Source organism: Methylocella sp., from assembly GCF_041905455.1.
In the GTDB taxonomy this organism is placed as follows: domain Bacteria; phylum Pseudomonadota; class Alphaproteobacteria; order Rhizobiales; family Beijerinckiaceae; genus Methylocapsa.
The window spans coordinates 163593-176602 of record NZ_JAYRLA010000005.1 but is presented as its reverse complement, the minus strand read 5'-3'; the positions used below and the strand labels follow the sequence as shown (position 1 = coordinate 176602).

At 69.9% G+C, this 13010-nt stretch carries 13 protein-coding genes; 6 read left to right on the top strand and 7 right to left on the bottom strand.

All coding sequences use genetic code 11. The features are described 5' to 3' along the window. Positions 1–8: 8 nt before the first annotated feature. From ACE3OG_RS06355 to ACE3OG_RS06345, 3 genes are read left to right on the top strand one after another with little or no spacing between them, the layout of a single operon-like run. Positions 9–1637 (top strand): formylmethanofuran dehydrogenase subunit A, encoded by a 1629-nt coding sequence (locus tag ACE3OG_RS06355; RefSeq protein ID WP_374306833.1) that lies wholly within the window; start codon positions 9–11, stop codon positions 1635–1637. After that, the gene (gene fhcD, locus ACE3OG_RS06350; protein WP_374306831.1) at positions 1625–2533 is read left to right on the top strand and encodes a formylmethanofuran--tetrahydromethanopterin N-formyltransferase; all 909 of its coding nucleotides are present in this window, start codon (positions 1625–1627) and stop codon (positions 2531–2533) included. The genes ACE3OG_RS06355 and fhcD overlap by 13 nt, the downstream gene beginning before the upstream one ends. Further along, on the top strand, positions 2530–3339 hold the full coding sequence (locus ACE3OG_RS06345) for a formylmethanofuran dehydrogenase subunit C (protein ID WP_374306829.1): 810 nt from the start codon (positions 2530–2532) through the stop codon (positions 3337–3339). The genes fhcD and ACE3OG_RS06345 overlap by 4 nt, the downstream gene beginning before the upstream one ends. 23 nt (positions 3340–3362) lie before the next feature. Here the strand turns inward: ACE3OG_RS06345 and ACE3OG_RS06340 are convergent, their stop codons facing one another. The 3 genes from ACE3OG_RS06340 to ACE3OG_RS06330 are packed head-to-tail and all read right to left on the bottom strand — an operon-like array spanning position 3363 to position 4681. Next, entirely contained in the window at positions 3363–3935 is a 573-nt protein-coding gene (locus ACE3OG_RS06340) for a hypothetical protein (RefSeq protein WP_374306827.1), read from the bottom strand. A gap of 48 nt (positions 3936–3983) precedes the next feature. Next, complete coding sequence (locus tag ACE3OG_RS06335; RefSeq protein WP_374306825.1) at positions 3984–4283, bottom strand: hypothetical protein; 300 nt, start codon at positions 4281–4283, stop codon at positions 3984–3986. Between the two features lie 20 nt (positions 4284–4303). Then, complete coding sequence (locus ACE3OG_RS06330; protein WP_374306823.1) at positions 4304–4681, bottom strand: 4a-hydroxytetrahydrobiopterin dehydratase; 378 nt, start codon at positions 4679–4681, stop codon at positions 4304–4306. A 116-nt stretch (positions 4682–4797) separates the two neighbouring features. Here ACE3OG_RS06330 and ACE3OG_RS06325 point away from each other — a divergent pair, with 116 nt between their 5' ends. Genes ACE3OG_RS06325 through ACE3OG_RS06315 form a run of 3 tightly spaced genes read left to right on the top strand, consistent with a single transcriptional unit; the run spans position 4798 to position 7795 of the window. Continuing rightward, positions 4798–5763 carry an ATP-binding cassette domain-containing protein gene (locus ACE3OG_RS06325; protein WP_374306880.1) on the top strand — a complete coding sequence of 322 codons (966 nt, stop codon included), beginning with the start codon at positions 4798–4800 and terminating at the stop codon, positions 5761–5763. Continuing rightward, on the top strand, positions 5760–6521 hold the full coding sequence (locus ACE3OG_RS06320) for an ABC transporter permease (protein WP_374306821.1): 762 nt from the start codon (positions 5760–5762) through the stop codon (positions 6519–6521). Before ACE3OG_RS06325 ends, ACE3OG_RS06320 begins: the two co-directional genes overlap by 4 nt. Beyond that, entirely contained in the window at positions 6518–7795 is a 1278-nt protein-coding gene (locus tag ACE3OG_RS06315) for a ClC family H(+)/Cl(-) exchange transporter (protein ID WP_374306819.1), read from the top strand. The genes ACE3OG_RS06320 and ACE3OG_RS06315 overlap by 4 nt, the downstream gene beginning before the upstream one ends. On the opposite strand, the gene ACE3OG_RS06310 is transcribed toward ACE3OG_RS06315, so the two are convergent. The 4 genes from ACE3OG_RS06310 to eat form a co-directional block, all read right to left on the bottom strand. Next, positions 7792–9129, bottom strand: coding sequence for an NRAMP family divalent metal transporter (locus ACE3OG_RS06310; RefSeq protein WP_374306817.1), 1338 nt, complete (start codon positions 9127–9129; stop codon positions 7792–7794). The genes ACE3OG_RS06315 and ACE3OG_RS06310 overlap by 4 nt on opposite strands. 123 nt (positions 9130–9252) lie before the next feature. Beyond that, positions 9253–10056 (bottom strand): ethanolamine ammonia-lyase subunit EutC, encoded by an 804-nt coding sequence (gene eutC, locus ACE3OG_RS06305; protein ID WP_374306815.1) that lies wholly within the window; start codon positions 10054–10056, stop codon positions 9253–9255. Further along, a complete protein-coding gene (locus ACE3OG_RS06300) occupies positions 10053–11438 on the bottom strand; it encodes an ethanolamine ammonia-lyase subunit EutB (RefSeq protein WP_374306813.1) in 1386 nt (461 codons plus the stop codon). The genes eutC and ACE3OG_RS06300 overlap by 4 nt, the downstream gene beginning before the upstream one ends. Before the next feature lie 44 nt (positions 11439–11482). Further along, the gene (eat, locus tag ACE3OG_RS06295; protein ID WP_374306811.1) at positions 11483–12916 is read right to left on the bottom strand and encodes an ethanolamine permease; all 1434 of its coding nucleotides are present in this window, start codon (positions 12914–12916) and stop codon (positions 11483–11485) included. Positions 12917–13010: the final 94 nt, after the last annotated feature.

Genomic DNA, 13010 nt, shown 5'->3' with positions numbered 1-13010 from the left:
GAGGCCTGATGCTGACACTTCTCAAGGGCGGCCGCGTCGTCGATCCCCTGAACGCGCGCGACGAGGTCGGCGACGTGTGGATCCGCGACGGGCGGATCGTCGCCGCGCCCGCGGGAGCCGCGCCCGACCGCGTCTTCGACGTCTCCGGCAAGATCGTCATGGCCGGGGCGATCGACATCCATTCGCACATCGCCGGCGGCAACGTGAACACCGCCCGCCTGCTGCTGCCCGAGCTGCACCGCGCGCGCATGGCCCCGCAGCTGCCGCTCGGCACCGCCAAATGGTCGACCTACGAGACCGGCGTCATCTACGCCGGCATGGGCTTCACCACCGTGGTCGAGCCTGCCGTCGCGCCGCATCAGGCGCTGCAGGCGCATCTCGAGCTGTCCGACATTCCGATCATCGACAAGGCGACGCTGACCATCCTCGGCAACGACGACTTCCTGTTGTCTCTGCTGCGCGACAACGAGAGCCCGGCGGCGGTCGCCGACTATGTGGCGGCGACGCTCGCGGCGACCAACAGCCTCGGCCTCAAATGCATCAACGCCGGCGGCGCCGAGGCGTTCAAGTACAACGCCCGCACCTTCGGCCTCGACGACGTGGTGCCTTTCTACGAGCTGACCTCGCGACGCATCGTCGAGGGGCTGCAGCAGGCTCTCACCGACCTCAAGGTGCCGCATCCGCTGCATCTGCATATGAACAACCTCGGCGTGCCGGGCAACGTCGGGACGGCGCTCGCCACCATCGAGGCGGCGCGCGGCATGCCGCTGCATCTCGCCCATATGCAGTTCTACGGCTACGGCTCGCAGGGCTCGCACGGCTTCTCCTCGGCGGCGGCGCAGGTCGCGGCGTCGGTCAACAGCCACAAGAACGTCACGATCGACGTCGGCCAGGTGATGTTCGGCCAGACGGTGACGATCTCCTCCGACGTGCTGCGCCAGTTCAGCGCGACGGGGAGCGCGAAGCCGAAAAAATCGGTGATCTACGACGGCGACGCCAACGGCGGCGGCATCGTCCCCTACCTCTACAGGGAGGGCGATTTCGTCAACGCGCTGCAATGGGCGATCGGCCTCGAGCTGTTCCTCCTGGTCGACGATCCCTACCGCATCTTCTTCACCACCGACCATCCGAACGGCGCGCCGTTCACCTCCTATCCGGACATCCTCGCCCTGCTGATGAGCCGCCAGAAGCGCGCCGAGGTCCTCGCGCGGGTCCCGCAGGAGATTCTCGCGCTGACCACGCTGCCGTCGATCGAGCGCGAATATTCGATCTTCGACGTCGCGACCATGACCCGCGCGGCGCCGGCGAAGCTGTTCGGCTTCAAGGACCGCGGCCAGCTCGGCGAGGGCGCGGTCGCCGACGTCTCCGTCTACAGCCCGTCCGACGATTTCGCGAAGATGTTCCGCCGCGCCCATCTCGTGTTCAAGGATGGCGACCTCGTCGTGCGCGACGGCGAGATCAGCCATTACCGCTGGGGCAAGGCGCTGCGGGTCCTGCCCGGCTTCGACCGCGCCATCAACCGGCGGCTCGAGTCTTATTACGAGCGTCATTACGGTCTGTCCTACAACATGTTCGCCGTCCCGGAGAGCATCCTGCCGCGCGAAAATCCCTATCTGGAGGTCGCATGCGCGCAATAACCGCCAACGGCGTCCGCATCGACGACTCCTTCGCGGAGGCGTTCCCGATGCGCGGCACGGCGATCGTGCTGACCGCGCCCAACGCCAAATGGGCGAAGCAGGCGGCGGTCACCATGACCGGCTTCGCCACCTCGGTCATCGGCTGCGGCGTCGAGGCCGGGATCGACCATGAGGTCGCGGCCGAAGAGTCGCCTGACGGGCGCCCGGGCGTGCGCGTGCTGCTTTTCTCGGTGTCGACCGACATGCTGAAGACGCAGGTCGTGACGCGGGCCGGCCAGTGCGTGCTGACCTCGCCGGGCTCGGCGTGCTTCGGCGACCTCGACGCGCCGGACCGGATTCCCATCGGCGACCAGCTGCGCTACTTCGGCGACGGCTGGCAGGTGTCGAAGAAATTTCTCGACCGCCATTTCTGGCGCGTGCCGGTGATGGACGGCGAGTTCCTCTGCGAGGGGACGACCGGCCTCACCAAGAAGGCGGTCGGCGGCGGCAACCTGCTCGTCATGGGGGCGAATTTCGAGACCACCATGAACGCCTGCGAGCACGCGGTGGCGGAAATGCACAAGGTGAAGGGCGCGATCATGCCCTTCCCGGGCGGCATCGTGCGCTCGGGCTCGAAGGTCGGCTCGAAATACGGCGGCGTGCCGGCCTCCACCAACGACGCCTATTGCCCGACCCTGCGCGGCGTGACGAAGAGCGCGCTCGAGGACGACATCGGCTGCGTGCTCGAGATCGTCATCGACGGCCTCGACGAGAAGTCGGTGTCCGACGCGACGCGCGCGGGGCTCGCCGCCATCGTCAAGCTCGGGCCGAAGGAGGGCGCGCTGCGCGTCGGCGCCGGCAATTACGGCGGCAAGCTCGGGCCCTTCCACTTCCATCTCAAGGATCATCTGCCGTGACCCTCGTCCTCGCGCTCAAGGGGGAGCCGGACCAGCGGCTCGATCTGTCCCCGCTCGTCCCGAACCGGCTCCTCGGCAAGAGCGAGGCTGAAATCGCCGCGCTCGAGCTCCAGACGACGAAGGAGAAGGCGACGGTCGGCGACGTCTTCGCGATCAAGGCGGACGGCGCCTTCGATTCGCTGCGCTTCGAAGGCGGCTCGACGCGCTTCGACCAGCTTGGCGCCGGCATGAGCGGCGGCGCGATCGCGCTCGAGGGCGACTGCGGCCAGGCGCTCGGGCGCGGCATGAGCGGCGGCGCGATCACGGCGTCGGGTTCGGCCGGGCCGTTCGCCGGCTCGGCCATGTCGGGCGGGCGCATCGAGATCGCCGGCGACGCCGGCGACTTCCTCGGCGCGCCGCTCGACGGCGAGATGGAGGGGATGAGCGGCGGCGTGCTCGTCGTGCGCGGCTCGGCCGGCGCGCGCGCGGGCGACCGGATGCGGCGCGGCGCCATGGTCGTCGAGGGCGCCGTCGGCGCCGACGCGGCGAGCCGATTCATCGCCGGCACGCTGGTCGCCGTCGGCGGCGCGGGCGCTTCGCCCGGCTACCTCATGCGGCGCGGCACGCTGGTGTTCGGGCGCGCGCCCGAGCTCGGGCCGACCTTCGTCGACTGCGGCGCCTTCCGCCTCTCCTTCATGGGGCTGTTCGCCAATTTTCTCCGCCCCTACAGCGAGCCGGCATCGCGTCTCCTCGCGTCCGGCCGCTTCAACCGCTTCGGCGGCGACACGGCGGCGCTCGGCAAGGGCGAGATCTTCTTCCCGGCCTGAGGCGAAGGCGCTCCAGGTCCGCGTCAGGGTCGTTTCGCGAGCCTCACCTGGCGTCCGGCCGCGTCGGTGATCACCGTCGCCGCGCCGCCGCCCGGAGCGATCGAAAAGCTCAGCTCATAGGCGTCGCCGACGAGGGCGACCGACTTCAGCGCGGCCGTCTCGTTCTTGGAGGCGTCGAGCGGCAGGGCGCGCCGCGCCAGCGTCACGGCGCGCTCGAAGCCGTCGCCGTTCGCCTCGAGGGTGCGCTGGGCGAAGAACCAGGCGAGGCCGAGCGCCCCGAGGACGAGGAAGACGAAGGAGGCGTTGGCGCAGGTGATCGTCCACCAGACGAGGCGCGAAGCCGGCGGCGGCGCGCCAGCGGGCGGCGGCTGATAAAGCGCGACGTGGCTCGACAGCAGGCCGAGGCTCGCCGCCGAGGCGACGAGCATCAGCACGAAAGACGCGACGCCGGCGGCGAGCCAGTAGCGGGCGGGGCCGCCCGGAATCTTCGCGTCGTCGACATAGATGGCGGCCGCCGCGGCGATGACGGCGGTGGCGAGGGTCAGCGCCACCTTCAGATATTCGAGATGAAAGCTCCAGCGCTCGTGCTCGTCCATGGCGAACCTCCGGGCGAACCTCCGGGCGGCGCTCTCGGGCCGGCGCGGTCAGGGATATTTGAACACGAAGAACAGGGCGAAGATCTGCGGCGCCTCCTCGAGCAGGTCGAACACGCCGATCTCGCCCGTCCCGCGCTTGCGCCGCACGAAATGGAGCAGGGCCGGCAGCCGCTCGACGGCCAGCTCCTGGCAGCGCGCGGGGTCGGGGCGGCCGCCCTCCGCGAGCCAGCGCGGCGGCGCGTCGTCCTCGATCGCGCGCAGCGTCAGGCGCACGAGATCGAGCGCCGCGCGCGTCAGGCGGAACTCGGCGGCGACCGCATCGAGCCTTGCTTCAAGACGGGAGTCCATGGCCCATCCTCTCGGGCGTCTCAGTCGTCGTACTTCACATAGGCGAAGCGCGCGTCGCTCTCGGGCGTGCCTTCCAGCGCGCCGCCGGCCTTGCCGGGCCGCCACGCGACGACGTCCTCGATCTTGCGTGCGAGCTCGAAATCCTTGTCGGTGATTCCCTTGGCGTGGTGATTCTTGAGCTTCACCTCGACGAAAGCGTAGGAGGCGGCGATGTCGGGATGGTGCCAGGCGGCCTCGGCGAGATGGCCGACGGTGTTGATCACCATTAGCGTGCCTTTCCAGCTATGCGTCTTGTACTTGCGGCGGATCCAGCCGTTCTCGAGCCGCCAGTGCGGCAGCTCCGCCTTCAGCTTCTCCTCCACCTCGGCGTCGGAATAGACGCGCTCCTTCTCAGTCATGGCCGGCGCTCCTGGTTCGGTTGGCGCAGCATAGACTTTTTCGGCGCCGAAAGGTTTTCTTTTTGCGGCCGCCGGACCATGGTCCGGCGCTTCCGAAGCGGCGAAAGAGGCGCGTTCTGGCTCCCATCATCACCATCCGCGGCCTGACAAAGCGCTACGCTTCGGGCTTCCAGGCGCTGAACGGCGTGGACCTCGACATCGAGCGCGGCGAGATCTTCGCCCTGCTCGGTCCCAACGGCGCGGGCAAGACCAGCCTCATCAACATCGTCTGCGGCGTCGCGCGGCGCACGGCGGGAGAGGTGCGCGTCGGCCGCTTCGACATCGTGAAGGACTATCGCGCGTCGCGCGCCATGATCGGCCTCGTGCCGCAGGAGCTCGCGACCGACGCCTTCGAGAGCGTGCTCGCGACCGTGCGCTTCAGTCGCGGCCTGTTCGGCCGCGCGCCCGATCCGGCGCTGATCGAGCAGATCCTGCGCCAGCTCTCGCTGTGGGAGAAGCGGAACGCCCATATCAGGACGCTGTCGGGCGGCATGAAGCGGCGCGTCATGATCGCCAAGGCGCTGTCGCACGAGCCGCAGGTCCTGTTCCTCGACGAGCCGACCGCCGGCGTCGACGTCGAGCTGCGCCGCGACATGTGGACGATGGTGCGCGGCCTGCGCGCGCAGGGGGTCACCATCATCCTGACCACCCATTACATCGAGGAGGCCGAGGAGATGGCCGACCGGATCGGCGTCATCCGCCGCGGCGAGCTGATCCTCGTCGAGGAGAAGGAGGCGCTCATGCGCAGGTTCGGGCGCAAGCGCCTCGCCGTCACGCTCAAGGCGCCGATCGGACGCGCACCGGCCGCGCTCGAGCCGTTCGGCGCCGAGCTGTCGGCGGACGGGCGAACGCTCTCCTGCGCCCTCGACGGGGAGCCCTCGGGAGCGGACGCCGGCGGCCTCGTCGCCGCCCTCGCCGGGCTCGGCCTGCCCATCGTCGACGTCGAGACGCGTGAAAGCACGCTCGAGGATATTTTCGTGCGCCTCGTGCACGACGGCGATGAGACGGCGCGGGACGAGACGGCGCGGGAGCGCGCCAGATGAACCTCGACGCGATCCGCGCCATCTTCCGCTTCGAGACCGCGCGGGCGATGCGCACGGCGGTGCAGAGCATCGCCTCGCCAGCCCTTTCCTCGGCGCTCTATTTCATTGTCTTCGGCGGCGCGCTCGGGCCGCATATGGCGGAGATCGGCGGCGTCCCCTACGGCGCCTTCATCGTGCCGGGGCTGATCATGTCGTCGGTGCTGACGCTCAGCGTCGCCAACGCCTCCTTCGGCATCTATTTCCCGCGCTTCTCCGGCACGATCTACGAGGTGCTGTCGGCGCCCGCCTCGGCCTTCGAGATCGTGTGCGGCTACGTCGGCGCGGCGGCGGCCAAATCCGTGCTCGTCGGCCTCGTCATCCTCGTGACCGCGCGCTGCTTCGTCTCCTTCGGCGTCCAGCATCCGGTCTGGATGATCGCCTTCCTCGCCCTGACGGCCATAGCTTTCAGCCTGTTCGGCTTCGTCATCGGCGTCCTCGCCAACAGCTTCGAGCAGATCCAGCTCGCCCCGATGCTGGTCATCACGCCGCTGACCTTCCTCGGCGGCGTGTTCTATTCGATCGACATGCTGCCGCCGTTCTGGCGCTCCGTCTCGCTCGCCAATCCGATCGTCTATCTCGTCAGCGGCTTCCGCTGGAGCTTCTTCGGGACGGCCGACGTCAACGTCGGCGCGAGCCTCGCCATGACCGGCGCCTTCCTCGCCGTCTGCCTCGCGGTCGTGACCTGGATCTTCCGCACCGGCTACCGGCTGCGCGCGTGAGGCCGCGCGCGGCCGGGCGCCGCTCCGGACTCGTCGCGCTCGGGCTGATGTCGCTCGCCTGCGGCGCTGGCGCCGGGCTGATCGGCGCGCTTTTCCGCCTGTCGCTCGAGGCGGGCGGACGCCTGCGCGACGGTTTTTCCGCCGGCTGGACGGGCTGGTTCTGGAGCGGCCTCCTCACGCTGTCGGCGCTCGCCGCCGTCGCCTGCGCGCTCGCCGCCTTTCTCGTGCGTCGCTTCGAGCCGCGGGCGGCGGGCAGCGGCATCCCGCATGTCGAGGCCGTGCTCGCCGGGCAGGCGCGCCCGGCGAGCTTCGCGCTCGCTCCCGTCAAGTTCGTCGGCGGCGCGCTGGCCATCAGCGCGGGGCTCGCGCTCGGACGCGAGGGACCCTGCGTGCAGATGGGCGCGACGCTGTCGCATCTCATCGGCGGCCTGCTGCGGCGAGGCGAGGACGAGCGCGCGATCCTGCTCGCGGCCGGGGCGGGGGCGGGCCTCGCCGCCGCCTTCGACGCGCCGCTCGCCGGCGCGGTGTTCGTGCTTGAGGAGCTCTTGCGCCGGCTCGACCTCAGGAGCGTGACGGCGGCGCTCGGCGCCTCGACGAGCGCCATCCTCGTCGCCCGCCTCATCATCGGGCCGGGCCCCGAATTCGCGGTCCCCGCGCTGCTGGCGCCGAGCTTTCCGGCCCTTGTCGCCTGCCTCGGCCTCGGCGCCGTTTCGGGCGCCCTTGGCGCCCTCTACAACGGGGCGACGCTCGGCGCGCTCTCGCTCGCCGACGCCATGGCGCGGCGCTTTCCCCTGTCTCCGGCCGTCCTCGTCGGCGCCTGCGCCGGCGCGCTCGCCTTCGTCGCGCCTGGCTTTTCCGGCGGCGGCGACGAGCTGACGCAGGCGTCGCTCTCCGGCGCGCCCGGGCCGGCTTCGGCGCTCGCGCTCGTCTTCGCGCTGCGCTTCGCGCTCGGCGCGGCCTCCTACGCCGCCGGGACGCCGGGCGGCCTGTTCGCGCCGATGCTGGCGCTCGGCGCGCTGTCCGGCGCGTTCTTCGGCGCGCTCGTCGACCCGGCGGGCCAGAACGCGCTCTACGCCCTCGTCGGCATGGCCGCCTTCTTCGCGGGCTCGGTGCGCGCGCCGCTGACCGGCATGATCCTCGTCACCGAGATGACCAACTCCTCGACGGCGCTGCTGCCGATGGTCGCCGCCTGCTTCGCCGCGACAGGCGTCGCGAGCCTGCTCGGCAGCCCGCCGATCTATGACAGCCTGCGCGCGCGCAGCGCCGGCGCTTAGCCTGTCCCCAGCGCCGAAAGAATGAGGAAGGCGGCGCTCGCCGCGGCCATCGCCGCGGCGGCGAGCCAGCCGGCGACGCGCATGCGAAGGCCCAGCGCGAATTCGCGCATGATCTTTCGATTGCTCGCGATCATCAGCATCGCCGCCATGATCGGCGCGGCGAGGAGCCCGTTCAGCACGGCGCTCCAGTAGAGCGCCTTGATCGGATCGAGGCCGACGAAGTTCAGCGCGAAGCCCAGAAAGGTCGAGACGGCGATGACGCCGTAGAAGGCGCGCGCGTCCTTGAGCTTGCGGTCGAGCCCCTCCGTCCAACCGAAGGTCTCGCAGACGGCGTAGGCGGCCGAGCCGGCGAGCACCGGCGCGGCGAGGAGGCCGGCGCCGACGATCCCCAGCGCGAAGACGACGAAGGCGAATTCGCCGGCGACCGGACGCAGCGCCTCGGCCGCCTGCGCCGAGGTCTCGATATTGGTGACGCCTCTGGCGTGCAGCGTCGCCGCCGCGGCGAGGATGATGAACCAGGAGATGAGGTTCGAGAGGCCCATGCCGACCCAGGTGTCGACCGCGACGCGGTCGATCTCGCCGTCGCCGCGCTTTGGCGTCACGTAGAGCGGCTGCGTCTGGCGCCGCTCCTGCTCCTCGACCTCCTGCGCCGCCTGCCAGAAGAAGAGATAGGGGCTGATCGTCGTGCCGAGCACGGCGAGCACGGCCATGACCTCGTCGGCGTTCGAGAGCGACAGCCGCGGGATGAAGGTCCCGCGCATCGCCTCGCCCCAGGGCACGCCGGCGAGGAAGGCGACGAGGACATAGGCGAACAGCGCCAGCGTCAGCCATTTCAGCACGGCGGCGTAGCGCGCGTAGCTGAGGAACACTTCGAGCAGCACGCAGAGCGCGGCGAAGGCGGCCGTGTAGGCGAGCGCCGGGCCGCCGACGAGAAGCTGCGCCGCGGCGCCCATGGCCCCGAGGTCGGCGCCGAGATTGACGATATTGGCGACGAGCAGGGTGAGCACGGCGACGCGCAGCAGCCAGCGCGGATAGTGCAGCCGCAGGTTCCGGGCGATCCCGTCGCCGGTGACGCAGCCGATGCGCCCGGCGATCGCCTGCGTCACCGCCATCAGCGGATAGCTGAACAGAAGCACCCAGGCGAGGCCGAAGCCGAATTGCGCGCCGACCTGGCTGTAGGTGGCTATGCCGCTCGGATCGTCGTCGGCCGCCCCGGTGATGAGCCCGGGGCCGAGCGAGCGGGCGATTTTTTTCAGCAGGCCCGGCTCGCGCTCAGGGGCGGGCGGCGACGCCGCGCAGGAGTGGGCCGTCGAAGCTTCGAGCGCGGGCGGCATGGGCTTTCGTCTCCGTCGCCCGAAGCCATGTCGCCCGGACCGGCGGACAACGCGCAAAACGCGCCGCCGGCGCATTCTTGCGCCGGAAAAAATCGCAGCCGCCTTCGCATCGTCGCGCGCGGTTCAGCCGCGGGTGAGGAAATTCGTCGATTCCTCCGTCCCGCCGGAGAGGGTCTTCATGTCGGACTCGTCCTTGAGCTCGACCCCGGAGAGCTTGCGGCGGCGCGCCTCCTCCAGAAGGTAGAAGAGGCGGTGCGCGGCGGCCTCGAAGGACAGGCCCTGCGGGCGCACGTTGGAGATGCAGTTGCGCGCCTCGTCGGTGAGGCCGGCGCGCGGCGCGTAGGTGAGATAGAGGCCGAGGCTGTCCGGCGAGGAGAGGCCCGGCCGCTCGCCGATCAGCACGACGACGATCGCCGCGCCCATCAGCGCGCCGACGTCGTCGCCGATCGCGACGCGGCCCTGCTCGACGAGGGCGAGCGGCGCGATACGCCAGCCGCCGGCCTCGAGCCTCGGCCGGATCGCCGCCAGCATCGACGGCGCATGCTCGTTGACGGCGCGCGCCGAAAGCCCGTCGGCGACGACGAAGGCGATGTCGAAGCCCCGCGCGCCGCGCGTGGCGAGCCGTTCCAGAGCCTCGCGCGAATTCTCGTCGAGGCGCCGGCCGAGGTCGGGACGCTGCAGATAGGTCTGGCGGTCGCCGGCGGCGCTGCGCAGCGGGACGACCGGCCACATCTGCGTCTCGAGCCGCGCCGTCAGCCCTTCGTCGTCAAGCGGCAGATGCACCGCGTCGCGGGCGAGCGCATGGGCGAGCTGGAACTCGAGCAGCGGCTTCGTCGGCAGGCTGACGCCGGCGCGCCCGAGCGCGATGCGCGCCGGGGTGTAGCGGCGCAGCCGCTCCCACGGGTTGTCGACGACGAGCTTGCTCATGACGCGATGCGCTCCAGCGCCGGGCGGAACGGCGCGGCGAGGTCCTCGCGCGGGCGCCCCGTCGCCTCGAACACCCCCATGCGCGTGAGCCACTCTTCGAATTCCGGCGCCGGACGCAGCCCCAGCGCCTCGCGCGCGTAGAGCGCGTCGTGGAAGGAGGTGGTCTGGTAGTTCAGCATCACGTCGTCCGAGCCCGGAATGCCCATGATGAAATTGCATCCGGCCACGCCGAGCAGGGTCAGGAGCATGTCCATGTCGTCCTGGTCGGCCTCGGCGTGGTTGGTGTAGCAGATGTCGCAGCCCATCGGCAGGCCGATGAGCTTGGCGCAGAAATGGTCCTCGAGCCCGGCGCGGATGATCTGCTTGCCGTCGTAGAGATATTCGGGGCCGATGAAGCCGACGACGGTGTTGACGAGCAGCGGATCGAAGGCTCTCGCGACGGCGTAGGCGCGCGTCTCGCAGGTCTGCTGGTCGACGCCGTGATGGGCGCCGGCCGACAGCGCCGAGCCCTGGCCGGTCTCGAAATACATGACGTTGTCGCCAACCGTGCCGCGCTTCAGCGACAGCGCCGCCTCGCGCCCCTCCTTCAGCACGGCGAGGTCGACGCCGAAGGAGCGGTTGGCCGCCTCCGTGCCGGCGATCGACTGGAACACGAGGTCGACCGGCGCGCCGCGCGCGATCGCCTCGATCGAGGTCGTCACATGGGTCAGCACGCAGGATTGCGTCGGGATCTGGTAGGCCTCGATCACGCCGCCGAGCATGTCGAGCAGGGCGCAGACGGCGGAGACGTTGTCGGTCGCCGGATTGATGCCGATGACGGCGTCGCCCGAGCCGTAGAGCAGGCCGTCGAGCACGCTGGCCGCGACGCCGGCCGGATCGTCGGTCGGATGGTTCGGCTGAAGGCGCGTCGAAAGCCGCTTCTCGAGGCCGAGCGTGTTGCGGAACTTCGTCACGACGCGGCGCTTGCGGGCGACGAGGATCAGGTCCTGCAGCCGCATGATCTTCGAGACGGCGGCGACCATCTCCGGCGTGAGGCCGGGCGCGAGCGCCGCCAGCGCCGCGCCGTCCGCCTCCTCGCCGAGCAGCCAGTTGCGGAAGTCGCCGACGGTGAGGCCCGACACCGCCGCGAAGGCGGCGGCGTCGTGCGAATCCATGATGAGGCGGGTCACCTCGTCGGATTCGTAAGGGATCACCGCCTCGCTCAGGAAGGCTTTCAGCGGCAGCTCCGCGAGCGCCATCTGGGCGGCGACGCGTTCGGCGGCGTCCTCCGCCGCGAGCCCGGCGAGGCGGTCGCCGGAGCGGGCCGGGCTCGCCTTGGCGAGCAGGGTCTTGAGGTCGGGGAAGCGGTAGGTCCGCCCTCCCGCGCTTTGGACATGGGTCATGCGCGCCTCCGGTTGCGAACTCGTCCCGCCGCGGGACGTGCGCCCTACGACTTCAGCCCCTCCTGCTGAAGCTCCTCCTTCGTCTCGATCATCACGTCTTCCGGCGCCTGCGCGCGTCGCCGCGCGGTGCTGAGGAAATAGACGTAGCCGATGGCGAGCATGATGCAGAAGATCACGAAGATCAGGAAATTATAATAGATCATCGCGATCATGCAGATGGTCGCGCCGAACAGGGCGAAGGCCGGGAACCACGGATAGAAGGGGGCGCGGAACGGGCGCTCCATGTCGGGCTCGGCCTTGCGCAGCCGGAACAGGCTGGCCATGCTGATCATGTACATCAGGATCGCCCCGAACACCGACATGGTGACGATGTTGGCGGTCAGCGGCTGGCCGCCGATGACGAGCAGATTGTCGGAGAAAATGGCGAAAACGCCGACCGCGCCGCCGGCCAGGATGGCGAGCCAGGGCGTCTTGAAGCGCGGATGCACGGTCGCGAGGACCGGCGGCAGGTAGCCCGCCCGCGCCAGCGCGAAGATCTGCCGCGAATAGCCGATGATGATGCCGTGGAACGAGGCGACGAGGCCGAACAGGCCGAGCGCCACCAGCATGTGCAGCCAGTTGCTGGAGTCGCCGACGACGAATTTCATGGCTTGCGGCAGCGGGTCGTTGATGTTGGCGAGCTTGGTCCAGTCGCCGGAGGCGCCGGCGAACAGCATGACGCCGACGGCGAGCGCGAGGAGCGTGAGGATGCCCGTGATATAGGCGATCGGGATCGAGCGCCTGGGGTCCTTGGCCTCCTCCGCCGCCATGGCGACGCCCTCGATGGCGAGGAAGAACCAGATGGCGAAGGGGATCGCCGCGAACATGCCCGGGACTGTGCTGAGGCTGAAGCGGTCCTCGCCCGACCAGCCGCCCTTGACGAAATTGGCGATCGAGAAGCCCGGGCTGACGACGCCCATGAAGACGAGCAGTTCGAAGATCGCCAGCACGGTGACGACGAGTTCGAAAGTCGCGGCGATCTCGACGCCGATGATGTTGAGTCCCATGAACACGAGATAGGCGCAAAACGCCGCGAGCTTGGGGTCGAGCGAGGGAAACTGCACGTTGAGATAGGCGCCGATGGCGAGCGAGATCGCCGGCGGGGCGAAGACGAATTCGATCAGCGTCGCCGCGCCGGCGAAATAGCCGCCGACCGGGCCATAGGCGTGGCGGGCGTAGGCGAACGGGCCGCCGGCGTGCGGGATCGAGGTCGTGAGTTCGGTGAAGCTGAAGATGAAGGTCGCGTACATCGCGGCGACGAACAGCGCCGTGACGGTGAAGCCGAGCGTGCCGGCGCTCGCCCAGCCGTAGCTCCAGCCGAAATATTCGCCCGAAATGACGAGGCCGACGGCGATCGCCCAGAGCTGCAGCGTCGACAAGGTCTGCTTGAGCTCGTGGTGGCTTACGACTCCGACGTGTTGTCCATGCGCTTCTTCCATTTTCAGATCCCCAGAGCCCGCGCCGTCGCCGCGCGCCCGGCGACGCATGCAAAAAGAATTCCCACGGCAGCGCGCGGGCCGGGCGTTCAGGCTT